At 72.7% G+C, this 24068-nt stretch carries 24 protein-coding genes and 1 tRNA gene; 17 read left to right on the top strand and 8 right to left on the bottom strand.

Features of this window, described 5'->3' with window-relative positions; all coding sequences use genetic code 11:
- Positions 1-11: 11 nt before the first annotated feature.
- Entirely contained in the window at positions 12-380 is a 369-nt protein-coding gene (locus tag OF117_RS07365; protein ID WP_263552166.1) for a hypothetical protein, read from the bottom strand.
- Between the two features lie 102 nt (positions 381-482).
- Here OF117_RS07365 and OF117_RS07360 point away from each other — a divergent pair, with 102 nt between their 5' ends.
- Positions 483-2108, top strand: coding sequence for a ferritin-like protein (locus tag OF117_RS07360; protein ID WP_263552165.1), 1626 nt, complete (start codon positions 483-485; stop codon positions 2106-2108).
- Here the strand turns inward: OF117_RS07360 and OF117_RS07355 are convergent.
- From OF117_RS07355 to OF117_RS07345, 3 genes are all read right to left on the bottom strand, one after another.
- Positions 2023-3228, bottom strand: coding sequence for an NAD(P)/FAD-dependent oxidoreductase (locus OF117_RS07355; RefSeq protein ID WP_263552164.1), 1206 nt, complete (start codon positions 3226-3228; stop codon positions 2023-2025). The two genes, OF117_RS07360 and OF117_RS07355, sit on opposite strands and share 86 nt — an antisense overlap.
- Positions 3225-4685 carry a LodA/GoxA family CTQ-dependent oxidase gene (locus tag OF117_RS07350; RefSeq protein WP_263552163.1) on the bottom strand — a complete coding sequence of 487 codons (1461 nt, stop codon included), beginning with the start codon at positions 4683-4685 and terminating at the stop codon, positions 3225-3227. The genes OF117_RS07355 and OF117_RS07350 overlap by 4 nt, the downstream gene beginning before the upstream one ends.
- A gap of 86 nt (positions 4686-4771) precedes the next feature.
- Positions 4772-4963 (bottom strand): hypothetical protein, encoded by a 192-nt coding sequence (locus OF117_RS07345; protein ID WP_263552162.1) that lies wholly within the window; start codon positions 4961-4963, stop codon positions 4772-4774.
- Positions 4964-5451: 488 nt separating this feature from the next.
- On the opposite strand from OF117_RS07345, the gene OF117_RS07340 reads away from it, so the two are divergent.
- From OF117_RS07340 to OF117_RS07320, 5 genes are all read left to right on the top strand, one after another.
- Positions 5452-5670, top strand: coding sequence for a hypothetical protein (locus OF117_RS07340; protein WP_263552161.1), 219 nt, complete (start codon positions 5452-5454; stop codon positions 5668-5670).
- Entirely contained in the window at positions 5648-5920 is a 273-nt protein-coding gene (locus OF117_RS07335; RefSeq protein WP_263552160.1) for a hypothetical protein, read from the top strand. Before OF117_RS07340 ends, OF117_RS07335 begins: the two co-directional genes overlap by 23 nt.
- Positions 5921-6238: 318 nt before the next feature.
- Positions 6239-7153 carry an NAD-dependent epimerase/dehydratase family protein gene (locus OF117_RS07330; RefSeq protein WP_263552159.1) on the top strand — a complete coding sequence of 305 codons (915 nt, stop codon included), beginning with the start codon at positions 6239-6241 and terminating at the stop codon, positions 7151-7153.
- Positions 7154-7170: 17 nt separating this feature from the next.
- Complete coding sequence (locus OF117_RS07325; protein ID WP_263552158.1) at positions 7171-8088, top strand: RNA polymerase sigma-70 factor; 918 nt, start codon at positions 7171-7173, stop codon at positions 8086-8088.
- Positions 8089-8205: 117 nt separating this feature from the next.
- Positions 8206-9369, top strand: coding sequence for a glycosyltransferase (locus tag OF117_RS07320; protein WP_263552157.1), 1164 nt, complete (start codon positions 8206-8208; stop codon positions 9367-9369).
- Between the two features lie 59 nt (positions 9370-9428).
- Here OF117_RS07320 and OF117_RS07315 read toward each other — a convergent pair whose 3' ends face one another.
- Positions 9429-9812 carry a DoxX family protein gene (locus OF117_RS07315; RefSeq protein ID WP_263552156.1) on the bottom strand — a complete coding sequence of 128 codons (384 nt, stop codon included), beginning with the start codon at positions 9810-9812 and terminating at the stop codon, positions 9429-9431.
- Between the two features lie 436 nt (positions 9813-10248).
- On the opposite strand from OF117_RS07315, the gene OF117_RS07310 reads away from it, so the two are divergent.
- Together OF117_RS07310 and OF117_RS07305 are read left to right on the top strand one after the other, a co-directional pair.
- Positions 10249-11070, top strand: a complete 822-nt coding sequence (locus tag OF117_RS07310) for an SDR family oxidoreductase (protein ID WP_263552155.1) — start codon at positions 10249-10251, stop codon at positions 11068-11070.
- A gap of 106 nt (positions 11071-11176) precedes the next feature.
- Positions 11177-11713, top strand: coding sequence for a hypothetical protein (locus OF117_RS07305; RefSeq protein ID WP_263552154.1), 537 nt, complete (start codon positions 11177-11179; stop codon positions 11711-11713).
- Between the two features lie 293 nt (positions 11714-12006).
- Here the strand turns inward: OF117_RS07305 and OF117_RS07300 are convergent, their stop codons facing one another.
- Both OF117_RS07300 and OF117_RS07295 read right to left on the bottom strand, forming a co-directional pair.
- Complete coding sequence (locus OF117_RS07300; RefSeq protein ID WP_263552153.1) at positions 12007-12972, bottom strand: sugar kinase; 966 nt, start codon at positions 12970-12972, stop codon at positions 12007-12009.
- A complete protein-coding gene (locus tag OF117_RS07295; protein WP_263552152.1) occupies positions 12969-13808 on the bottom strand; it encodes an IclR family transcriptional regulator in 840 nt (279 codons plus the stop codon). Before OF117_RS07295 ends, OF117_RS07300 begins: the two co-directional genes overlap by 4 nt.
- Before the next feature lie 143 nt (positions 13809-13951).
- Between OF117_RS07295 and eda the strand changes: the two genes are divergently transcribed.
- The 6 genes from eda to OF117_RS07265 all read left to right on the top strand — a co-directional run bounded on the left by eda (position 13952) and on the right by OF117_RS07265 (position 20228).
- Positions 13952-14596, top strand: coding sequence for a bifunctional 4-hydroxy-2-oxoglutarate aldolase/2-dehydro-3-deoxy-phosphogluconate aldolase (gene eda, locus OF117_RS07290; protein ID WP_263552151.1), 645 nt, complete (start codon positions 13952-13954; stop codon positions 14594-14596).
- Positions 14597-14694: 98 nt separating this feature from the next.
- Positions 14695-16074: an MFS transporter gene (locus OF117_RS07285; RefSeq protein WP_263552150.1), complete on the top strand. Its 1380-nt coding sequence runs from the start codon at positions 14695-14697 to the stop codon at positions 16072-16074.
- Between the two features lie 125 nt (positions 16075-16199).
- Positions 16200-17360: a glycoside hydrolase family 105 protein gene (locus OF117_RS07280; RefSeq protein ID WP_263552149.1), complete on the top strand. Its 1161-nt coding sequence runs from the start codon at positions 16200-16202 to the stop codon at positions 17358-17360.
- Between the two features lie 70 nt (positions 17361-17430).
- The gene (gene kduD, locus OF117_RS07275; RefSeq protein ID WP_263552148.1) at positions 17431-18195 is read left to right on the top strand and encodes a 2-dehydro-3-deoxy-D-gluconate 5-dehydrogenase KduD; all 765 of its coding nucleotides are present in this window, start codon (positions 17431-17433) and stop codon (positions 18193-18195) included.
- A gap of 49 nt (positions 18196-18244) precedes the next feature.
- Positions 18245-19096, top strand: a complete 852-nt coding sequence (gene kduI, locus OF117_RS07270) for a 5-dehydro-4-deoxy-D-glucuronate isomerase (protein WP_263552147.1) — start codon at positions 18245-18247, stop codon at positions 19094-19096.
- Between the two features lie 508 nt (positions 19097-19604).
- Entirely contained in the window at positions 19605-20228 is a 624-nt protein-coding gene (locus OF117_RS07265; protein WP_263552146.1) for a site-specific integrase, read from the top strand.
- Between the two features lie 99 nt (positions 20229-20327).
- Here OF117_RS07265 and OF117_RS07260 read toward each other — a convergent pair.
- Positions 20328-20411: transfer RNA gene (locus OF117_RS07260), tRNA-Leu, on the bottom strand.
- An 86-nt stretch (positions 20412-20497) separates the two neighbouring features.
- Between OF117_RS07260 and OF117_RS07255 the strand changes: the two genes are divergently transcribed.
- From OF117_RS07255 to OF117_RS07245, 3 genes are all read left to right on the top strand, one after another.
- On the top strand, positions 20498-21847 hold the full coding sequence (locus OF117_RS07255) for a M20/M25/M40 family metallo-hydrolase (RefSeq protein ID WP_263552145.1): 1350 nt from the start codon (positions 20498-20500) through the stop codon (positions 21845-21847).
- A 64-nt stretch (positions 21848-21911) separates the two neighbouring features.
- A complete protein-coding gene (locus OF117_RS07250; RefSeq protein ID WP_263552144.1) occupies positions 21912-22706 on the top strand; it encodes an SDR family oxidoreductase in 795 nt (264 codons plus the stop codon).
- A 76-nt stretch (positions 22707-22782) separates the two neighbouring features.
- Positions 22783-24039, top strand: a complete 1257-nt coding sequence (locus OF117_RS07245) for a low temperature requirement protein A (protein WP_263552143.1) — start codon at positions 22783-22785, stop codon at positions 24037-24039.
- Positions 24040-24068: the final 29 nt, after the last annotated feature.

Here is a 24068-nt window from a genome sequence, read left to right as displayed (position 1 = left end):
GGGCGGGCTGCTCAGTTCGGGGTGCCGGAGTCCGGCTCCAGCGGCCGGGGGAGGTCGATGGCGGTGACCGCGTCGTCCTCCGCCACCCGGACGAGCTCCGCCGCGGGGATGGTGCCGCGCAGCGTCTGGTTGACCCACGCCGTCTCGAGCACCTCGCCCCCGACGGCGGCGATGCGCTCGGCCACCCCGCGCAGCTCCTCCTCGAAGCCGGCCTTCACCGCCTCGATCCGGCTGGCCCGAGATCCCGTGTCGGGCACCGCCACCGGCTGCATCTCGACGACGACCTCGAGGGGGCTGCGCTGATCCACGGCGGCGAGGCGCTCGGTCACCCGGGGGCTCAGCTTGGCGGCCGGGTCGCTGCCCGCGAGTTGTTCGTCCACAGGGTCTCCGTCCACGACGCTCCACCCCCACTCCCGGCCCGGCCGGCGCTCCGCTGCCGCCCGGTCCGGACGGTACGCCCGACCTGGCGGAGGTGAGGACCCGTGCCCGCGCCCGAGTTCACCTGGTCCGAGCACCCCGTTCCCGCACTTGCCGTCGATGGGGTGTCGGGCGCGGCGGTCCCGGTCAGCGTCCCGCTGCCGGACCTGCGGGCGTGGGCGTCGCCGCTGGACAAGGCGGAGATCCTGCTCGAGTCCGCCGCCGAGGTCGAGCACGCGCTGATGGTCCAGTACCTCTACGCCGCCTGGTCGCTCAAGGGGCCGGAGGAGGACCCCGGCCACGCCCGCGTCCTCGACGACGGACGGGCCGGCTCCTGGCCCCGGGTCCTGCTCGGGCTGGCCTGCGAGGAGATGGGCCACCTCATGACCGTGCAGGACCTGCTGGTGCTCCTGGGCCTGCCGGTCAACCTGGAGCGGGAGGACTTCCCGCCCCGCAAGGACCTTTACCCGTTCGCCCTGCACCTGCAGCCGCTGCAGCGCACGTCCCTGGCCCGGTACGTGGTGGCCGAGGCCCCGGCCGACGCGCCCGGCATCGAAGACGTCGTCGCCGTCGCCCAGGGGTCGGGCGGCCCGCGGGTCAACCGCGTGGGCGTCCTGTACGCCCTGCTCGGCGTGGTGTTCGCGACGCCGGAGCAGGTGCAGGCCGGTGCCGGGAGCGGCGACCCCTGGGATGCGACGGTGGCCCGAATCGCCGAGGCGGCCTACACGCAGGCACCCCCCGAGGCGTGGCACCTGCTCGACGAGGCCTTCCTGGCCGGTGCGGAGGAGCAGCAGGCGACGCCGTCGGACTGGGAGGTCGGCGGGGTGCGCGTGCACCGCGTCGCCGACCGCGACGCCGCCCGCGAGGCGGTCCGGGACATCGGCGAGCAGGGCGAGGGGCCGACGTCCTCGGGGGAGCGGTCGCACTTCGAGCGCCTCCTGCAGGTCTACCGGGGGAGGGGCCGTGACCCCGCGTTCCCCGACGGGGAGTGGACGCCGACGCGCGACGTCCCCACCGACCCGCGGCCGGCGGACCTAGCCGACCCGCGGACCCGCCGCTGGGCCGAGCTCACGGACCTGCGCTACGGCCTGTTGCTCGGCCTGGTGGAGCACTGCCTGGTCGCCTCCGGCGACGACCGCCTGCTGCTCGTCGGGTGGGCTTTCGCCGAGATGCGCTCCCGGCTGGCCGTTCTCGGCCGACGGCTCACCACGATGCGGTCGGGCGGCCCCCGCGGTGGCGTGGCCGCCGCGCCGTTCAGCCTGCCCGTCCCGGTCCACCTGCCGGGTGCCGAGCCGGCCCGCTGGCAGCTGCACGGACGGCGTCTGCAGTCCGCCGTCGACATGGTCGAGGCGCTGCAGGCCGACGGCGCCGACGACCCCTGGCTGCAGGCGCTGGCGGACTCGGACCGTCAGCGGCTGGTCCTCATCGCCGCCCGGACGACGCCGCCGGCCGCGACCACCAGCTTCGCCCGCGACATCGGCCCGCTTTTCCGGCCGGTGGACGTCGAGCACATGAGGCCCTCCGGCGTCGACCTGGGCAGCTACGAGGGTGTCCGGGACGCGGCCGAGGTGGTCCTGCAGCGGCTGAGGGGGGACGACGGCGCGGTCATGCCGCCCCCTCCGCACCGGCCGTGGACGACCGCGCAGATGGACCTGTTCGCCCGGTGGATCGAGGAGGGGCACCCAGCCTGAGCACACCGGCGCGCCGCTGCCAGAAGGGGCTGTGGACCCATCGGCGCTCCCGCCCGTACTGCACCGCGCGCTCGCGGAGATAGGCACCGAAGACGTCCCGTACCTGCCGCGCGTAGCAGTCGAGCGCGACGGTGTCCGGGTGCCGTGCGACCAGCACCTCCGCCGCCGCCGGCGCCGACGCCATCGCGGTGGCGATCCCCCGGCCCGACAGCGGGTCCCACGTCTGCGCGGCGTCCCCGACGGCCACCCAGCGCCGGCCGCAGGGCGGCGCGAGCACGCCGCTGTCCGCGGGCGCGGCCCGCAGCGGCGACAGATCGGACGCCCCGCCGAGACGGTCGCGCGCCAGCCGGGTGGTGGCGAGCAGGTCCGTCCAGCAGCGGGTGCGCCCACCCGGGTCGCGGGGCAGCAGGTCGGCGTCGGTGAACAGGACGGCGACCGCCCGCCCGCCCGGGAGCGGCGCCACGTACCACCAGCCGGCCTCGGTCGCCTCGACGACGGTGCGGGTGTCGGTGTCCTCCCCGCCGTCCGGCGTCCGGGCGAAGCGGGCCAGCCCCACCAGGCGGTCGCACCGGAGCCGCCCGGCGCCCCGGGTCCGGGCGACGCGCGCCGCCCGGCCGGAGGCGTCGGCGACCCACCCGGCACGCACCGTCGCCGGCAGGGGGCCGGTCACCCGCACCGTCCAGCCGTCGCCGTCGGGCGTGCAGTCGCGGACGGTACCGGCCCGCACGTCCACCCCGGCGTCCTCCGCGGTGGCGAGCAGCGTCGCCTCGAAGCGCGCCCGGTCCAGGTGCCAGCCGCACCCGTACGGGTCGAACAACGCGTCCCTCTCGAAGGGCGTGAGACCTCCCCAGCACGCCACCGTGCCGGCCGAGGGCAGGTGACCGTCGGCGAGGAACGCCCTCCACAGGCCCAGCCGGGCCAGCGTGGTCACGATCCCGGCGGGCACCGTCTCGCCCAGGCGGGGCCCCCGGCCCGGCGGTCGGGCGACGAGCGTCACCGACCTCCCACGGCGGGCCAGGGCAACCGAGGTGGCGGCTCCGGCCGGCCCGCCGCCGATGACCAGGACGTCGACCCGCGGCGCGGCCGCGGCATCCCGGTGCGCGCTGTCCCGCCCGCTCACTGGCGCGGGAAGGCGGGGTCTCGCTCGACCTCGACATGCACCTGCTGGCCCTGGTGGGCGCGCGGCACGACGAAGCCGAGGCGCTGCACGTCGTCGACCATCTCCCGGTAGAGCTGGATGGGGTTCTCCCACTCCGCCTCGCTGCCGGGGATGTCGTCCGGGTCGGTCATCACCAGGTCCGGTCGCTGCGAGGGCCACCACACCCCGCCGTCGCAGTCGCGGAAGTCGGCCTGCCACGGCAGCGCCATCACCTCGGTGAGGCAGCCTGGGTACACCAGCGCGGTGTGGGCGGCGTCCAGCCGGTAGGGGCCGCCGTACATCGCCGGGTCCTGCAGCGTCTGCCCGGCCTCGATGCCCGGGAAGAAGTTGTTGCCCGAGCCTTGTTCGAGCGCGGCCCGGTCGAGCTGCTCGGGCAGCGGCGGGTCGGCCAGGTGCGTGCCGTGGTCGTCGACGAAGTCGCCGGCGACCCACTGGTCGAGGTAGGTCCGCAGGAACGGGGGCAGCCGGAAGCGCGCCAGGCCCGGCTGCCGCACCCGGCCCGCGACCCGCTGCCGCAGCGGCCGCGCCGCGGGGGAGGGGTCGGCGAGGCGGGTCAGGTCCAGCGGCTGCAAGTCCTCCCACTCCGCGTAGTCGTCGACCCAGCGCATGTCCGCGGTCCGCTCGACCAACGGCCGGATGTGCCGGGTGAACGAGGGACGCTGCTCCGGCGTCAGCCAGCCCCGGTCGATCGCGGCCTGGGTCGCGATGTCGTGCAGGGTCACGATGGAGGTGATGCCCGGCGCGAAGTCGGGCGGGGCTACGACCACCCACGCCGTGCCCTGCACGGGGACGGGGCTGCCGCCCGGCGACGTCACGGTTGCCGTCACGGGGCCGTCGGCGACGTCGTCGTACCAGCGGTCGTTGTTGGCGAAGTTGGTGAGCGGCACGCCCGGGGGCACGGACGCGCTGGTCCCGTGCCCGCCCAGGACCAGGAGGCGGCCCCGGGGGTCGGTGCGCAGCTCCCCGATGTGGACCTGGGTGCCGAGGAAGCGCCCGCGCAGGCGGACGGCGGGCTGGGACGGGCCGCAGATGCCGACCGGCTGCGGGTTGCGGATCACCAGGGTGCGCCGGTCGGCGACGCCGGTGTTGCGCGGCCGCGCCGGTCCGACCGTGCGGTCGAGGGCCGCCTTGCGGTTGACCAGGTCGACGGTCCAGTCGACCTCCGCGTCCGGTCCGACCTCGCCGCGCAGCTCCACCGCGCCGTCGGCCGTCTCCTCGTACTCGAAGACCCGGAAACGGGCCGCCTGGCGCTTGATCCGGCCCGCGGCCTTGTAGGCGGTGAGGGGTGTCTCGGTCCCGTCGGCGCCCATCTCGACGCCCGGGGACCCGGGCGACTCCGGGCCGACGAAGGAGGCCGTCGCATGGTTGCCCACGCGCGCGATGCCGATGGTCGGGTGGATCCGGTAGATGGTGCCCATGCTGGTGCTCCCGCTCTCGAGGGTGGGCCGACGACGGGTGGGCGTGGGCCCCCGGGCGATCACGCCCGAGGGGCCCACGCGTGGGCTCAGAGGAAGTACCAGGTGTCGACGCGCCCGTCGTCCCTCCGGCAGACCATCGCCTGGCCGGCCGTCTGTGCCGGCGGCTGGTTGAGGAAGGCGGCGGCGTCCTCGGGGCTGGTCGACAGCCGGTAGCGCCAGATCGCGACCTCCTGGCGGGCCTGGGCCTTGTCGGCGGCGGACGTCATGGTGTCGGTCATCGCTCGCTCCTGTGTGGGCATTAGGGACGGTGCCGAGGGCGGCCGCCGGCGGCTCGACTCCGGCGGTCGCTGACCCGACGCCGGGCACCGTGGCACGGATTCCGTCACCCGGTCGTCACGCTCCTGTCACCGGACCAGTGGTCCTCGTGACGGCGTGGCGACGGGCCGGCCGGACAGTGGCGACCGGCGCTGCGGTGCCGACCGGGCCCGCGCGCGTGACCACGCGTCGACGAGTCGAGGAGCCCATGACGAGCCGGTGTCGTCCCCGACGTGCCCGCTGAGCCGACGACGGCCACAAGGACGCGGGACACCGGTCCCTACGTGCTCGTGAGCGTCATCCGCGGAAGGGTCGAAGGCGGGCCGAGCCGCTCTTGGGCGCCCGACGGGCGTCGACCCCACGCACTGGGACGGACCGCCCGAATGGCGAACCCGGACGCTCGAGTCGGTACGCGGGTGCGCTCGACATCGCGCCGGCGTGGACGGTGGAGGTGACGGCCGATGCACGGCTCGTCGAACCCTCGCCGTACCCGACGTCTCGGGTTGGCGCGACCGGCTTCATCGGTTGTTCGCCGTCCGCCGGCAAGGTGATCGTCGTCATCGCCTATCGCGACCTCGACGGCGAACTCCACGGCATGAACGCCTGGCCGGGCAGCGGCCGCGATCTCGCGACCTACCTGAAGGAGGGTGACGATGGGGAAGAACCTTGATCCTCACGAGGCCCGCGCCGCGCGCGAGGACGCCCGGCGACTGGAAGCGGAGGCCGACACCGGCGAGCCGTACCCGGACGGCACGGTCATCCGCCGCCCGAACCGAGCGAGTCGGATGTTCAATGTCCGCCTCTCCGAGGAGCAGTTCGCTGCAATCCAAGAGATCGCCGAGCGCCAGCACCTGCCGATGTCCACGATGGCCCGAGCCTGGCTCCTGGACCGACTCGACGAGGAACGCCGCGCGTCCTGACGAGCGTGGCTGGCCACCTGGGAAGACGCCGGTACGCATCACGTGGTGTCCGAGGGGCGACACGGTACATACGCACACGCCGGACTGACACCTGACCGCAGCTGCACGAGCGATCGTCCGGTGGGGCCGCCACGCGAAGCCGGTCCGGTCGTCCTCCGCCGCACGAATCCGTGACCATCTCGACCCGGTGGCGAATGCTCTCAGCGCCACCGTTCGGGACCGCGGCGGACTCTGCGGCTGCACGGACACAAGGTCGTCACAGGAGGCCGCGCTGTCTCGTCTACTCCATACCGACGACGAGACACGACGGAGCGGACGATGCGAGTGTTGTTGGCAGGGGGAAGCGGGGTCATCGGGCGCGGTGTGGTGTCCGCACTCGTCGCGCGAGGGCATCAGGTGAGCGCGACGACCACGGACTCCGCCAAGCTGGAACTCCTGCAGCGGCTGGGCGCCGAGGGGCACGTCATGGACGGACTCGACCCGCTGTCGGTCGGCGAGGTGGTCGCGGCAGCCAAGCCGGACGTCATCGTCAACCAGATGACCGGTCTCTCCGGACGACACGCAGGCAAGCCCAACCCGCGACGGCCCGACCGGTTCTTCGCGGTCACGAACCGGCTCCGCGCCGAGGGGATCGAGCACCTCCTGGCCGCCGCCGACGCAGCCGGCGGCTCACGGATCGTCACCCAGAGCCACGCCAGCTTCAACGGTGCCCGTGAGGGCGGGTGGGTCAAGACGGAGGACGATCCGCTCGAGGTGACAGCGGGGACCACGGCGATCGTCCACATGGAGCAGGTTGTCACCGAAGCCGGCGGGGTCGTCCTGCGATATGGCGCCTTCTACGGATCGGGAGCCAACGACGAGCAGATCGCATGGGTGCGCAGGCGCATGCTCCCGATCGTGGGAGGGGGCGCCGGTTACACCTCGTGGGTCCACGTGGACGACGCGGCCAGTGCGACGGTCCTGGCGGTGGAGCAGGACCGCGCGGGCGTCTACAACATCGTCGACGACGAGCCGGCGCCGGTCTCGGAGTGGCTGCCCTTCCTCGCCGAGTGCGCGGGAGCCAAGCCGCCGCTGCGGATCCCGGCGTGGCTCGCTCGCGTGGTAGCGGGCGACATGGCGGTCGGCATGATGACGCAGGGGCGGGGCTTCTCCAACGCCAAGGCGAAGCGCGAGCTGGGCTGGGTGTTGCGCCACCCCTCGTGGCGTCAGGGATTCAAGGAAGGACTGGCGTGACGGCGGAGGGGGATGTCGTGAGCCGCACCGAGGAGTTCCAGGAGTTCAGGCCCCTGCTCTTCTCCCTCTCCTACCGCCTGCTCGGCAGCGTGGCAGAGGCGGAGGACGCGGTCCAGGAGGCCTGGTTGCGTTACGAGGCCACTCCGACACGGCCCAGATCACCCAGGGCCTTCCTCTCCGCGGTGGTCACCAGGATCTCGATCGACGTGCTCCGCTCGGCGCGCGTCCGGCGCGAGCAGTACGTGGGGGAGTGGTTGCCCGAGCCCTTGCTCGCCGATCCGTACGAGGATCCGGCCCGGTCGGCGGAGCTGGCGGACTCCCTGTCCATGGCGGCACTGTTGCTGCTCGAACGCCTCTCGCCCCTCGAGCGCGCGGTGTTCGTGCTGCGTGAGGTCTTCGCCTACGACTTCGCCGACGTGGCCGCTGCGGTGGGTCGATCGGAGGCCGCCTGTCGCCAGCTGCTGGTGAGAGCTCGGAACCACATCCACAGCGGAAGACCACGGTTCCAGGCGGACCGCCGGGCACGAGACGTGCTGGCAGCCCGGTTCTTCGACGCGTTCCGCGACGGCGATGTCGAGGGACTGAGGGCAGTGCTCGCCGCGGACGTCCAGCTGGTGGGCGACGCCGGAGGCAAGGCCCCCGCACTGAGCCGCGCCGTGGTGGGCGCGGACAAGGTCGCGCGCCTGCTTGCGGCGATCTTCGCCGGGCTCGCCCGGGTCGGCGCGACGGTCGAACAGCGCGAGGTGAACGGTCAGCCCGGCGCGATCCTCCGGGACCGTGAGGGCAGGGTGGCCTTCACGTTCGCACTGGACCTGCTGGGAGGGCAGGTCCAAGCCATCCACTCGGTGGGCAACCCCGACAAGCTCCGACATCTGGGCCCGGTAGCCGACGCCTGGGCCCTCCACCGGGAGGTCAAGGAAGCTCGCGGTCGCTGAGTGCCGGCAGCGATGGACCGACGTAGGACTCGCAGCGCCCGGGGTGCGGCTCGGGCAGGGTCGCGTCCCCGGCGTCGGTGGCCGGCCGGCGAGACCGACGGATGGAGGAGTCCCGGCATGCGCGTGTTGTTGTCGACGTACGGGTCACGAGGCGACGTCGAACCGTTCGTGGCTCTCGCGGTGCAGCTGCGGGCGCGCGGCGCGGAGGTGCGGATGTGCGCACCTCCGGACGAGGAGTTCACGGAGCTGTCGAGTCGTGCAGGCGTGCCGAGGGTGCCGTTCGACAGACCATGGCGCTCGTGGGAGCGGCCGCCGACCGCGGAGGAACGCCACCAGCGCGTGGCCGACTTCATCGCCGCGCAGTACGGCACGGTGGCCGCGGCGGCCGCGGACTGCGACGTGGTCGTGGCGACCGCCATGTCGCAGTTCGTCGGGCCGTCCGTGGCCGAGGAGCTGGGGCTCCCGTACCGGTCCGCGCTCTTCTGCCCGGACGTGCTGGACGGCCTGGACGGCCGGGGTTTCGACGAGTTGTTCGGGAGGCCTGTCAACGCCCACCGCGCCTCGATCGGTCTGCCACCGGTCGGTGACGTCGGCGAGTTCCTGTTCACGTCCCGGCCCTTGCTGGCCGCCGACCCGGCACTGGCTCCGTGGCGCGGGGCGGAGCGCTTCGACGTCGTGCAGACCGGTGCCTGGATCCTGCCCGACGAACGGCCGCTCCCGGCCGAGCTGCTGACGTTCCTGGCGGCCGGCGAGCCGCCGGTCTACCTGGGGTTCGGCAGCATGCGAACGGTGGGGGCGGACAGCGCCCGGGCGGCCGTGGAGGCGATCCGTGCACAGGACCGCCGGGTGATCATGGGACGTGGTTGGGCGGGGCTGGCCTCGATCGGAGACCGGGATGACTGCCTCGTCATCGGGGAGGTCAACCAGCAGGAGCTGTTCGGCCGGGTGGCTGCCGTCGTGCACCACGGCGGCGCGGGCACGACGACCACAGCGGCCCGGGCCGGCGTGCCGCAGGTGGTGGTGCCCCAAGGGGGTGACCAGACCTACTGGGCTCGCCGCGTCGCTGACCTCGGCATCGGCGCTGCTCACGACGGTCCGACGCCGACCGTGCCGTCCCTGTCGGTCGCGCTGAGGACGGCTCTGACGCAGAGGACCCGGGCGCGAGCCAGGGCGGTGGCCGGTGATGTCGGCGTCGACGGGGCGGTAACGGCCGCGGAGCTGCTGGTCGCCGGCGACGACGGTGTCGAACGGCCGGTCCGGGGCCCGCGTCGCCGTGCGTGACGGGACCGTGCTCGCACGACGGCACGGACCCGGACGTTCGTGGCCGGACGTGCGCCTGGTCAGGCCACGAAGGACTCGGGGCCGAAGCGACCCCAGGCGATGAAGGCCGCCAGCGCCAGGTAGGCCAGGTTCAGCACCACGAGCCTGTGTTGGCCGAGACGGGCATGGGTGATCATGGCGCCGACCATGAGGAGCACCCAGCAGACGGCAGTGATCGGCACCATGACCGGCGCGATGTTCACCACGGCCGGCAGGATCAGCCCGATCGCGGCCAGGAGCTCGAGCGCTCCCAGAGTCTTGACGAAGCCGACGCTGGCACCAGCGGTCCACTCCCCGCCGGGGGCCGCGGCGAGCCTCGCCTTGGGCACGAACAGCTTGGTGATGCCGCCGGCCAGGGCGACTGCGGCCAGGAGTCCGGTCGCGATCCACAGGCCGAGGTTCATGGGTTCTCTCCTGGCGTTGAGTCGCGGTTCGGGCCGCCTCGGTAGGTGAGGGGTCCGGGCCGGGGCTCTGCGCCCCGGCTCCATCCCGAGACGAGGCGACCCGGTCCGGCTGTGACATCGGGACTCGGAGGTGGGTTCGCGGGTGGCTCGTCCCTCGCCCGAGCGGCCATCACGTCGCACTGCGACCCGTCCCGGCGGGCGGACGTCCGGCCAGGCGTCCCTCCCGATGTCACAGCCGGGGGAGCTGCCTCGTCCCCCGTGTGGAGGTGATCGGGTTCGACCCGGTCACCGGCCGGTGACCCGCGGACCCTCGCCGCGGGTGTCAACGGCGGGCTCTGCGCATCCCGGCGCGCGTCGTGAACCTGCCACCGCCCGGAGCTCCGGAATCGCTTGAGCTGCGCGTCGTCACCCCGCTCTCTGAAGCCGCTCGGAAGGGATGAGTGCCATGCGGATAGCCGTGGTCGGAGCCACGGGCCTGGTCGGCGAGCCGACGGTCGGCGCCCTCGAGCACCGGGGCCATGCCGTCGTCCCGGTGTCCCGCTCGACGGGCGTGGACCTCCTTACCGGAGCAGGCCTCGAGAATGCACTGGACGGCGTCGATGCCGTGGTCGACGTGACCAACACCGTGGCGGTCCACCCGGCGGAGGCCGAGCGCTTCTTCGAGAGCGCCACCTGCAACCTGCTCGCGGCGGAGGAGCGCGCCGGCGTCGGCCACCACGTGGTGCTCTCGATCGTGGGGCTCGACCGGATCCGGGGCAACGGCCATTACCACGGCAAGCGGCGCCAGGAGACCCTGGTACAGGGCGGACCCGTGCCGTGGACGATCCAGCGCACCACCCAGTTCTTCGAGCTTCCCGCCATGGTCGTGAGCTGGACGAGGAGCCATGGAGCCGCCACCATCCCGCCGCTGCTGATCCAGCCAGTGGCCGTCCAGGACGTCGCCGCCGTGCTGGCCGAGCTGGTCACCGGGCCGCCCCGCGGCTGGGCTCCGGATCTGGCGGGGCCGGAGCTGCAGGACTTCGTCGACATGGCGCGGCGCATCCTCGCCACGGGGCAGGACCACACCCGCTTGGTGCCGAGCTGGCGCGATGGTCCCTTCGGCGTGGAAGCGGCCGGAGAGGTGCTCCTGCCGGGACCGTGCGCACGGTTGGGGACCACGACGTTCGACTCCTGGCTTGCCCGGTCGCCAGGCACGGTGGATGTCGACGACCTGCTCGACCCGAGGCGATCGGACGCCCTCCATCCCCACGCACACTGAGCGCCCCATGACTGAGATCCCTGCGACCACGCGGATCCCCGAGATCACGGACACGACGGGGACCAGGCCGACCGTCGAGCCACACCCGCTTACCCCGGCCGGCCCGGTGGTGGTCGTTGTCGGGCTCCTCGTCGCCGTGTGGTGCGCCGGGTTCGCCGCGATCAGCGTCTGGTTCGAACTCACGGACCACTTCGGGGTTGGTCAGTACGCCGACGACGCGACGGCCATCTCGGTCGTGAACTGGTTCGTGGCAGTGCTCAAGGTGGTGGGGGCGGCGGTGGCCCTCCTGGCGGTCAGCCGCTCATCCCGATTCCTGGCACCCAGGATCGTCGGCACCTTGCTGTGGGCTGCCCTCGCCACCCTCGCGGTGTACGTCGTCGGCAGCATCGCCCAGGCGGTGGTCATGCTGACCGGCGTCGTCGGCGATGCCGAGCAGGTCGACGCCTCAGCCGTCGGCTACCTGCTCGCGTTCCTGCTGGCGGCCACCGGGTTCGGCATCCTCGCGGCCTCGTACGCGCGCCGGGCCGGGCTGGGCGCGCGCCTGATGCTGATCGGGTTCTGCGGCGGGCCCGCCGTGCTGGGCAGCATCCTCGTCGTCCTGCCGGCGATTCTCCAGGCCGTGGGGCTGCTGTCCGCGCCTTGATCCGGTCCGTGGACGTGCCGGACCTGATGACGACGCACCGGACCAGGTCGTGCGGTCGGCATCGTCGACCTCGTGACGGCCGTACTGGCAGCTGAGCACGGAGTGACGATCCTGCACTACGACGCTGGTTTCGAGATCGCCGCCGAGGCGCTCGAGTTCGAGCACCGATGGGTGCTCACACGGGGAACTGTGTAGCGCGGAACGAGCGGTGTCCATCGACTGGTGTCCGAGGGGTGACACGCTACTCACGCACACGCCTTGGACCGCCACAGCCGGCTCACCGTTCATGGGCGTCAGCGCCGGACGGGTTCCCGGTCGGTCAGCAGCGATAGCTCCTCGCGCCGGGGGAGGCCCTCCCAGTCGCCGGCGGTCAGGCACGCGAATGCCCCGGTCGTGACCGCCAGCGCCAGCCGCTCGGCCGGCGAACCGCCCGCGACGCGCTCGGCGAGGTACCCGGCCACGAAGGCGTCCCCGGCCCCGACGGTGTCGACCACCGCGACGGGGACGGCCGGTGCGGTGTGGACCGCGCCGTCGACCAGCGACAGGGCACCCTGGGCGCCGCGCTTGACCACGACCTCCGAGGGCCCGAGGCCGGCCAGCTCGGCAGCGGCGTCCTCGGCACGCCGGTGCGGTCCGACGACGAGCGCGGCCTCGTCCTCACCCGCGAAGACGACGTCCACCCGCTCCAGCAGGTCGCGCGCGAAGGCGCCGGACTCCTCGTCCGACCACAGGCTCGACCGGTGGTTGACGTCGAAGGACACGGCCACCGCGGCGGACCGGGCCCGGTCGACCGCGTCGAGCAGGGTCGCCCGCGCCGAGGGGGAGAGGGCCGCAGTGATGCCGCTGACGTGCAGCAGCGTCGCATCCTCGACGAGATCTGCCGGGACGTCGTCGGGCGCCAGCCGGCTGCCGGCGCTGCCGGCGCGGTAGTAGGCCACCTTCTGCGTCGCGGGGGTACGCCGCTCCTTGATCATCAGCCCGGTCGGCGCGTCGGCATCTACCCGCACGTGGGTCCGCACCCCCTCGGCCCGGATCTCCCGCCGCACCAGGACGCCGAGCGCGTCGTCCCCGACCCGGCCGCACCAGGCGACGTCGGTGCCCAGGCGAGCCAGCCCGATCGCGACGTTCGACTCGGCACCCCCGATGCCCAGGCCGAGCGCCGGAGCGTGCGCCAGGGGACCCGGCTGATCGGCCCGGATCAGCGCCATCGTCTCGCCCAGCGTCACGACGTAGGGCCGCTGCACCCTTCCCCCGGTCACCGGCTCACGGCCGCGTCGAGCGGGTGCCCGTCGATGCGGCCGGCGTCCCCGGCGTCCCCGTCGAAAGCGCCAGCCGGCCCGGCGAGGACGAGTCCCTCGGGGAGGAGCGGGCCCACGACGCCGCGGATCACCGCCGCCAGTTCCCTCTGACGGCCCGGCGTCATGCGGTCGGCCAGCGAGGTGATCGACAGGGCGCCGACCGTCCGGTTCCCGCGGAGGATCGCCATGCCGATGCAGGCGACGCCGGGCTCGTTCTCCTCGATCTCGGTGGCGTACCCGCGCGAGCGCGCCTCGTGGACGACGTCCTGGAGGTGCTCCCAGGTCACCGCGCGGTCCGCGGGGACGGCGCGCAGGTAGATCCCGAGATGGTCGTCCGGGACGTTGCCGGCCGCGAGCAGCGCCCGGCCCATGGACGTGGTCGCGGCGGGCGCCCGCTGGCCCACGGACGACCAGACCCGGATTGCCCGTTCGGGCTCGACCTTGTCCACGTAGAGCACCTGGTCGTCGGCCATCACGCCGAGGTGCACCAGCTCGCCGACCTCGCGGGAGAGCGCGACCAGCGCGGGGTGCACGGCGACGGGCAGGTTGTCCGAGCCCCAGAAGACATCCCCCAGCGCGATCGCCGACGGCCCTAGCCGGTAGCGGCCGGTGCTCTCGGACTGCATCGCGAAGGCGTGCCCGCGCAGCGTCGTCAGCGCGCGGTACGCCGTGGACTTGTTGACGCCCACCGTGTCGGCGAGATCGCCCAGGGCGGCTCCGTCGGGACCGGCCTCGGCGAGGGCGACGAGGAGCCGGACCGCACGGTCCACGGCCTCGATGCGAGGGGGTTCAGCCATGGGCAGAGTCTCGCATCCCGTTTCAGTCAACGCAACGAAGCGTTCTGCTCAGTGACACAAGGTCTTGCGGATGTGACGGTCGTCATGCCACCCTCGTCTCGCACATCGCATTGGAACGTTTCAGCGATCGAAATGAGGCTGCCGTGGCCGATCTCGCCGACTACCTCTGCGCACGCCTCGTCCCCGTCGTCGTCCTGTCCGACGCGGGCCGCGCCGAGGGTCTGGCCGAGGCGCTGGTGGCCGGCGGGCTGCGCGTCGCGGAGGTCACCTTCCGCACCCCCGCGGCGTCCGAGGCCATCCGGCGGATGGCCGAGCACCCCGAGCTGGTGGTCGGCGCCGGCACGGTGGTCCGGGGCGAGCAGGTCGACCGGGCGGCCGACGCCGGCGCCCGGTTCGTCGTCAGCCCCGGCCTCAGCGCGACCGTCGTGGCACGGGCCCGCGAGCGGGGCGTCGACGTGCTGCCGGGCGTCGTGACGCCGACCGAGGTCATCGCGGCGCTCGATCTCGGCATCGACACGATGAAGTTCTTCCCGGCCGCCCAGTACGGCGGCGTCGCGACGCTCAAGGCGCTCGCCGCCCCGTTCCCGGGGGTGCGGTTCGTCCCGACCGGCGGCATCTCGCCGGTGGACCTCCCCGACTACCTGTCGCTGCCCACGGTGCCCGCCGTCGGCGGGTCCTGGATGGTCCGGCCCGATCTCGTGGAGGCCGGCGACTTTCCCACCGTCACCGAGCTCACCGCCCAGGCCGTCCGGGCCGCGGCGGCCGTGCCCCGAGGGGAGCAACGGTGACCGGGTCCGCCACCCGCTGAACGGCGATCGAGACCCCCAGCACCATCCCGAGGGACCGGCCCCGGCCCTCGTCACCCCCGGACGAGAGAGATGGACGGATGACCACCACCACACCACCCGGCGGCCTCGCCGCCGAGGGCACCTTCGGCAAGCGCGACCCGAAGAAGGCCGCGATGAGCGGCTGGATCGGGAGTGCGCTGGAGTACTACGACTTCGCGCTGTACTCGCAGGCCGCGGCGCTCGTGTTCCCCGTCGTCTTCTTCCCGAGCGGGAACTCCACCGTCGCCCTCATCGCCTCGCTCGCGACCTACGCCGTGGGCTACGTCGCCCGTCCGGTCGGCGCGATCGTCCTGGGCGCGTACGGGGACCGGCACGGCCGGAAGAACGTCCTCGTCCTCGCCATGCTGATGATGGGCGTGGCGACCCTTGCGGTGGGCCTGCTGCCCACGTACGCGCAGGTCGGTGTCCTCGCACCCGCGCTCCTGGTGCTGCTGCGCCTCGTTCAGGGCTTTGCGGTCGCGGGCGAGCTCGGCGGTGCCGGCGCGATGATCGTCGAGCACTCCCCGGATGCCCGGCGCGGCTTCTTCGCGAGCTTCAGCCTCCAGGGCACGCAGTTCGGCTCGATCCTCGCCACGGGCGCCATGCTGCCGCTCGCCGCTGCGCTCGACGACGACCAGTTCCAGACCTGGGGATGGCGCATCCCGTTCCTGCTGAGCGCCTTCGTGATCCTGGCGGGCTACATCATCCGTCGCCGCGTGCAGGAGCCCCCGGCCTACCTCGCCAAGTCCGACGAGGTGATGGCGAAGCGCCAGCTCCCCTTCCTCGAGCTCCTGCGCACCCACCCCTGGGTCATGCTGCGCTGCGTCCTCATGACCTTCACGAACGTGATCGGCATGGCGACCCTGGTCTTCGGCGTGGCCTACGCGACGCAGGAGGGCTACGGCATCGGCTTCGACACCAGCACCGCTCTCTGGCTGACCCTCGTCGCCAACGTGACGGCCGTGCTCACCATCCCGTTCTTCGGCGCCCTGTCCGACCGGATCGGCCGGCGGACGCTCATGGTCGTCGGCGGGATCGGCGGCGGCCTGCTGTCCTGGGCCTACCTGTGGGCCATCGAGCAGGGGAACCTGTTCCTGGTCTTCGTGGGCGTCGTCGTCGTCCAGGGCCTGCTGTTCCAGATGTGGAACGCCACCTTCGCCACCTTCTTCCAGGAGCAGTTCCCGATGCGCATCCGGGTGACCGGGTTCGCGGTGTCCCAGAACGTCGGCCTGATGCTCGCCTCGTTCTTCCCGAGCATCTTCGCCGCGATCGCTCCCCCCGGGTCGACCGACGTCCCGATGGTCATCGGCCTGACCACCCTCGGCATCTGCACCGTCGCCGCCCTCGCCGCCCTCCTCACCAAGGAGACGACGGGCATGTCGCTCGCCGAGCTCGAGACGCCGGCGGAGGCTGGACACCGGGCCCGCGTGGCTGCGTGATCGCGTAGGCGGGCAGGCAGCGGGCCCTGGCATCCGGCAGCCGATCGATCCGGTCGGCTGCCGGATGCCACGCCCAGCCCACGTACCTCCCCCAGCAGCGCTACCACCTTCGACGGAGACAGGTCATGACGGACACGACCCCGATGACCCAGCCGGTGTGGCCGGTGAAGCACAGTCCGCTGCTGCGGGCGCCCGAGCGCTTCGTCCCGCGCGGCGAGCTCCAGCAGCTGGTCCGCCGAATGACGGACAACCTGGTCGGCATCACGGACGAGACGGGTGAGTTCCTCCTCCGGCTCGACGACGGCCGGGTCATCGACACCAAGGGCTGGGCGGGCTGGGAGTGGACCCACGGGGTCGGCCTCTACGGGATGTGGCAGTACTACGACCAGACCGGCGATCCGGAGGTCCGCGACATCATCGACGCCTGGTTCACCGCGCGGCTGGCCGAGGGGACCACGAAGAACGTCAACACGATGGCGCCGTTCCTGACGCTGGCCCACCGGTACGAGGAAACGGGCGACCGGACCCTCCTGCCGTGGCTGGACTCGTGGGCCGAGTGGGCGATGCGGGCGATGCCGCGCACCCCGCACGGCGGCATGCAGCACATCACGCTTGCCGAGGAGAACCACCACCAGATGTGGGACGACACGCTCATGATGACCGTCCTGCCGCTGACCAAGATCGGTCTGCTGCTCGACCGGCCGCACTACGTCCGCGAGGCCACGTTCCAGTTCCTCACCCACGTCGCCTACCTCATGGACCGGAGGACGGGCCTGTGGTTCCACGGCTGGACGTTCGACGGCAACCACAACTTCGCCGAGGCCCGGTGGGCGCGCGGCAACTCGTGGCTCACCATGGTGATCCCCGACTTCCTCGAGCTGGTGGACCTGCCGGAGTCCGACCCGGTCCGCCGGTTCCTGATCGAGGTGCTCGACGCCCAGGTGGCGGCCCTGGCCGGGCTGCAGGACGACTCGGGGCTGTGGCACACGCTGCTCGACGACCCGTCGTCCTACGTGGAGGCATCGGCGACGGCCGGTTTCGCCTACGGGATCCTCAAAGCGGTCCGCAAGGGGTATCTGGCGGACCGGTACACCGAGGTGGCCGAGAAGGCGGTCCGCGGGGTCACCGCCAACATCTCGGACGACGGCGAGCTGCACCAGGTCTCGTTCGGTACCGGCATGGGGTCGGACCTGGACTTCTATCGGGAGATCCCGCTCACCTCGATGCCCTACGGGCAGGCCATGGCGATCCTGTGCCTGGCCGAGTACCTGCGCACGTACATCTGAGCCGTGACCGCTGCCCGGGCCCACGGCCCCGGGTCCGCACGACGACGTCCGTCCCGATGGAGGAGAGCTGATGAGTGCCGACCTGTTCCGACTGGACGGGAAGGTCGCCCTGGTGACGGGTTCGTCGCGCGGGCTGGGTCAGGGGGCCGCGCTGGCGCTGGCCGAGGCGGGGGCCGACGTCGCGCTGCTCAACCGGGCCCCGGCGCACGAGACCGCCGACAAGGTGAAGGCGCTCGGCCGGCGGGCCCACCACGTCGAGCAGGACCTGGGCGCGGCTACCCCGGAGGAGCTGGACGAGTCGGTCCAGTCGGTGGTGGACGCGCTCGGGCGGATCGACGTCCTGGTCAACAACGCCGGGATCATCCGGCGGGCACCGGTGCTGGAGCACTCGGCGTCGGACTGGCGCGACGTGCTGACGGTCAACCTGGACGCCGTCTTCCACCTGTCGCAGGCCGCGGCCCGGCGGTTCGTGGCCCAGGGCGAAGGCAAGATCATCAACATCGCGTCGATGCTGTCGTTCCAGGGCGGCATCCTGGTGCCGGGCTACACGGCCAGCAAGCACGCGGTCGCGGGGATCACGAAGTCCTTCGCGAACGAGCTGGCCGCCCACGGCGTGAACGTGAACGCGATCGCCCCGGGCTACATGGCCACCGACAACACCGCGCCGATCCGGGCCGACGAGGCCCGGGAGAAGTCGATCCTGGACCGGATCCCCGCCGGCCGCTGGGGCACTCCCGACGACATGCGCGGCCCGCTCGTCTTCCTGGCGTCGCCGGCGTCGGACTACCTGAACGGCGCCGTCATCCCGGTCGACGGCGGCTGGCTGGTCCGCTGACCGGCCCCACCCACTCACCGCGCCCCTCGAGACATCGGAGAAGAGCACCGTGGAACAGCGATACGCGACGACCCCTGACCAGCTCCCGCAGTTCGACACCGACGACCTGCGGGCGCGGTACCTGGTGGAACGAGTGTTCGTGCCTGGCGAGGTGACCGCCGTGTACACCCACCACGACCGGATCGTGCTCGGCGGCGCCGTCCCCGCGGGCAAGCAGCTGCCGTTGCTGACGTTCGACGAGCTGCGGGCGGAGTACTCTCTGGCCAACCGGGAGCTCGGGATCGTCAACGTCGGCGGCACGGGAACCGTGACCGCCGACGGGCAGACGTACACGCTGCCCAAGGGGGCGTGCCTGTACATCGGCCGGGGCACCAGGGACGTCGTGTTCGCCGACGCACCCCCCGCGGACGGCTTCGCCGAGAGCGAGGCGGGTGCGCAGTTCTACCTGTTCAGCGCCCCGGCGCACACCACCTGCCCGACGCAACTCGTGCTCAAGGGAGAGGGCACGGTGCGCGAGCTCGGCGACCAGCTGACCAGCAACCGGCGGTCGCTGAACCAGTACATCCACGAACACGGCATCCGGTCCTGCCAGATCATGATGGGCGTGACCGAGCTGCACCCGGGGTCGATGTGGAACACGATGCCCGCCCACACGCACGACCGGCGCACCGAGTGCTACCTGTACTTCGACGTGCCAGAGGACGCTCGGGTGATCCACCTGCTCGGGGAGCCGACCGAGACGCGGCATCTGGTCACCGCCGACCGGCAGGCGGTCATCTCGCCGTCCTGGTCGGTGCACTCCGGAGTCGGCACTGCGGCCTACTCGTTCGTGTGGGCGATGGCGGGGGAGAACCAGTCGTTCGACGACATGGACCCCGCGCCGGTCACCGTGCTGCGCTGACCCCGGCGGCCCCTGGATGAATGATGTCCCGAGGCACCGGAAACGGTGTCTCGGGACATCGCCGCCGTGTCCGAGGGGCGACTCGCTACAGACGCACACGGTTGCGGACCTGATCGACACGGTGCTTCACACCGGGGACGACCGGACACCCCGGCCTTGCGGCTGGAGGCACACGGGTTGTCGGCGGACACTCTGAAGCCCACTGTCGATCTCTCAGCCCGACAGCACAGGGACCGGTCGCGATGAGCGAGTGCCAGTACTACGAGTTCGCGGCCATCGACCGGCCGCTGTCCATCGACGAGCAGGCCGGCCTGCGAGCCATCTCGACGCGGGCCCAGATCACGCCGACCAGTTTCGTGAACCACTACGAGTGGGGTGATCTGAAGGCCGATCCTCGCCGGCTGGTTGATCGCCTCGCTGAGCCGGCTGCTCGACCCGGCCGCCGCGCTGCGCGCCACCGCAACCGCGGCGGCACCGGAGCTGGCGTTCGTCTCCGCCCGGCCGCTGGGTGCCACGTGGGCGCTGGACGGGATGTGGCGCGCCCTCGGCCTGGACGCGCTGCTGGCCCGGCTGCTGGCCAGCCACCGGGATGCGCCGCGGCGAGGCGCTGGCTCTGCGCTGGCGCGACGTCGACCTGGACGCCGGCCGCCTCGCGGTCCGACGCAGCATCGGCGTGGGGAAGACCAAGGGCGCCGGCGAACGCCTGGTCGAGGGCCCGACCAAGACGGGCCGGTCACGTGTCGTCGACTTGGACGCGGGCACTGTGGCCGCGCACCGCGCCTACCGGGCAGCTCGTGGCCTGCTCGGGCTCGACCTCGTGCGTGACTCGGCGCTCGTGCTCAGCAACGTGGACGGCACCCATCGGCACCCCGAGCGGTTCTCCCGCCGATTCTCCGGTCAGGTCGTCCGGGCGCGGACGGCCCTGGGGGAGGAGCGGCTGCCGGTGATCCGGCTGCACGACCTCCGGCACACGCACGCCACCTTGCTGCTGGCCGACGGCATGCCGGTGAAGGTCGTCTCGGAGCGCCTCGGCCACGCGAGCGCGACCATCGCGCTTACCGTCCACCAGCACGTGCACCCCGGCATGGGGCGCGAGGCGGCTGACCGCTTCGCCGCGCTTCTCGAGGGCTGAACCGGCGCGCGAAGTATCACGGCGGGAATCACGAGGCCCTTCGAGGCCGTTACGGAGCACCCCGGGTTCCTGACCTGCAGGGACACCGGGGCGGAGGAGTGTCCGAGGGGGGACTTGAACCCCCACGCCCTATACGGGCACTAGCACCTCAAGCTAGCGCGTCTGCCATTCCGCCACCCGGACGAGGTGACCGCCCCGAGGGGCGTCGGGAGCCAGCATAACCGAGGCGTCGGCGGGGTCGGGACAGGCTGGGTGGCACGATCGGCGGCATGGTGGACCCGACCTCCGGCCCGATCGCAGCGACGGAGCAGCCGCTGGCCCGCGCGCAGGCGGAGGTCGCCGAGCTGCTCTCCGACCTCATCCGCATCGACACGACCAACACCGGCGACACGGCCACCGGCAGGGGGGAGCGGGCAGCCGCCGAGTGGGTCGCCGGCAAGCTGGGCGAGGTCGGGATCGACGGCGAGATCCACGAGTCGGAACGGGGGAGGGCCAGCCTGGTCGCCCGCGTCGAGGGTGCCGACCCCAGCCGGCCGGCCCTCCTGATCCACGGGCACCTCGACGTCGTCCCCGCCGACCCTGCCGAGTGGAGCGTCCACCCCTTCTCCGGGGAGGAGCGCGACGGCTACATCTGGGGCCGCGGCGCCGTCGACATGAAGGACATGGACGCCATGACGCTGGCGCTGGTCCGCGACTGGGCCCGCACCGGCATCAAGCCGCCGCGCGACGTCGTGCTGGCCTTCCTCGCCGACGAGGAGGCCGGCGGGAAGCTCGGTGCCCGCTGGCTGGTCGACGAGCACCCCGACCTGGTCGGCGACTGCAGCGAGGCGATCAGCGAGGTCGGCGGTTTCAGCATCACCGTCCGCGACGACCTGCGCCTCTACCTCGTGCAGACCGCCGAGAAGGGCCTGGCCTGGATGCGGCTGACCGCCGGCGGCAAGCCCGGCCACGGCTCCTTCGTGCACGACGACAACGCCGTCACCCGGCTGTGCCAGGCCGTCGCCCGCATCGGCAACCACCGCTTCCCCACCGTGCTCACCCCGCCGATGCGCGCCTTCCTCGACGCGGTCAGCGACGCGTACGGCATCGAGATCGACGCCGACGACCCCGAGCACGCGCTGGCCCGGCTCGGCAGCATCAGCCGGATGATCGGCGCGGCGCTGCGCAACACCGCCAACCCGACCATGCTCACCGCCGGCTACAAGGCCAACGTCGTCCCCGGCACCGCGACGGCCACCGTCGACGGCCGCTTCCTGCACGGCCAGCAGGAGGTGTTCGAGCGCGAACTCGCCGCGCTGATCGGCGAGGGCGTGCAGCGCGACTGGATCGTCCACGACCAGGCCGTCGAGACGACCTTCGACGGACCGCTCGTCGAGCAGATGGTCTCCGCCCTGAAGGCCGAGGACGGCGGCGCGCGTCCGGTGCCCTTCACGATGAGCGGCGGCACCGACGCCAAGAGCTTCGAGCGCCTGAGCATCCGCTGCTTCGGCTTCTCGCCGCTGCGCCTGCCGCCGGACCTCGACTTCGCCGCGCTCTTCCACGGCATCGACGAGCGCGTGCCGGTCGAGTCGCTGCGCTTCGGCGTCCGGGTGCTCGACCGGTTCCTGCGCGCCTGCTGACCCGAGCGCGGGGCGAGGTCCGGCCGCAGCACGCCGCCCGGCCGCCTCGTGGTCTGATGCGGGGGTGCCCGCGCCCACCGCAGGATCCGTCGCCCTGGTCACCGGAGGCACCGGCGGCTTCGGCCGCGCCCTCGCCGCCACGCTGCGCGAGCGCGAGGTGACCGTCGTCCTCGCCGACCTCGACACCGAGCAGGCCCGTCGGATCGCCACCGACCTCGGAGCGGACTTCGTCGTCCTCGACGTCACCGACCGCGCCGCCAACGCCGCCGCCGTCGCCCAGGTCGAGGCGACCCACGGCCGGCTGGACGCCGTCTTCCTCAACGCCGGCATCGCCGGCCGCTCCGGCCCCACCCTGGACGTCGACGACTTCCTCCGCGTCCTCGACGTCGACCTGCTCGGCGTCGTCTACGGCACCGAGGCCGCGCTGCCGGCGCTGCGCCGCGCCGGGGGAGGGGCCGTCGTCGTGACGGCGTCGCTGGCCGGCCTCTCGCCGATGACCACCGACCCGGGTTACAGCGTCGCCAAGGCGGGTGCGGTCGCCTTCGTGCGCGCGCTGGCGCCGGGGCTCGCCGACGAGGGCATCACCCTCACGGCGATCTGCCCCGGCTACGCCGACACCGCGATCATCGACCCGATCCGCGCCGAGTTCGAGGCCGCCGGCTTCCCGGTGCTCACCGCCGACGAGGTGGCCGACGCGATGCTCGCCGCGTGGGCGTCCGGTGAGCCGGGCGGCGCCTACGTCGTCCAGCCCGGCGTCGGCGCGGTGCCCTACCGGTTCAAGGGCGTGCCGAGCGCCAAGACCGCCGCGGGGGACACCGCCGTCCTGCCCGAGGCGCTGCGCCCGCCGTCGGTCTCCTGACCGCCGCGAACGGCGTGGACGCTCCGCGTCGCGATGGGCGTGGACGCTCCGCGTCGCGCCGTCCCTAGACTCCGCCATGGCCCTCTTCCAGGCCCACCGCCGGGCCCGCATGGGCGGGCGTGACCCGCACGAGGCGCACCGCGCGGCCACGCCGCTGGAGCTCTTCTTCGACCTGGTCTTCGTGGTGGCGTTCGGCACCGCCGCCAACGAGCTGGCGCACTACCTGGCCGAAGGGCACATCGCCTCGGGGCTGCTGGGCTTCGCGTTCGCCACCTTCGCCGTCGCCTGGGCGTGGATCAACTTCACCTGGTTCGCGTCGGCGTTCGACACCGACGACTGGATCTTCCGGCTGACCACGATGGTGCAGATGCTCGGCGTGCTGATCCTGGCGCTGGGCCTGCCGCCGATGTTCGCCTCGATCGACGAGGGCGAGTTCGTCGACAACGGGGTCATGGTCGCCGGCTACGTCGTCATGCGCGGAGCCATGGTCTTCCAGTGGCTGCGCGCGGCGCGCCAGGACCCGGTCCGGCGCCGCGCCTGCCTGACCTACGCGACGGCGATCTCGATCGCCCAGGTGGGGTGGATCGCGCTGCTGATCGCGCGGACGTCGATCCTGGTCACCTTCCTCTGGGCCGCCGCCCTGGTCCTGGCCGAGCTCGCCGGCCCGGTGCTCGCCGAGACCCGCAAGGGCGGCACCCCCTGGCACGCGCACCACATCGCCGAGCGGCACGGCCTGCTGGTGATCGTCACCCTCGGCGAGGGCCTGCTCGGCACGACGATCGCGCTGTCGGCGATCGTCGGCCCGGAAGGCCCGGGCTGGTCGGCCGACGTCGTCGTCCTCGGGCTGGCCGGGACGGCGCTGGCGTTCGGCATGTGGTGGATCTACTTCATCCTGCCGTGCGGGGAACTGCTGCACCGGTTCCGGTCGCGCAGCTTCGGCTGGGGGTACGGCCACATCGTCGTCTTCGGCGCGGCGGTCGCGGTGGGGGCGGGTATGCACGCGGCCGCGTACCACCTCGAGCACCACAGCGTCCTCGACGTGGCCGGCACCGTGCTCACCGTGGCGCTCCCGGTCGCTGTGTACGTGCTGTCGATCTACGTCCTGTTCACGCAGCTGACCCGCGTGTTCGACCCGTTCCACCTGCTGCTGCTGGCCGGGTCGGCGGTGCTCGTGGTGGCGTCCGTCGTCCTCGCGGTGGCGGGGGCGCCGATGGTCTGGTGCCTCGCCGTCCTGGCGCTCACCCCGTGGGTGACCGTGGTCGGCTACGAGACGGTCGGCCACCGGCACGGGGATCGCCTGCTCCTCGGCGACGGACGGACGTCCACCGGGTGACGGCGGTCACCGCGCGTCTGGCAGGGTCG

It is taken from the genome of Geodermatophilus sp. YIM 151500 (assembly GCF_025716945.1).
Classification (GTDB): Bacteria; Actinomycetota; Actinomycetes; order Mycobacteriales; family Geodermatophilaceae; genus YIM-151500.
The sequence above is the reverse complement of the archived record's forward strand: the minus strand, read 5'-3'. Positions and strand labels throughout refer to the sequence as shown.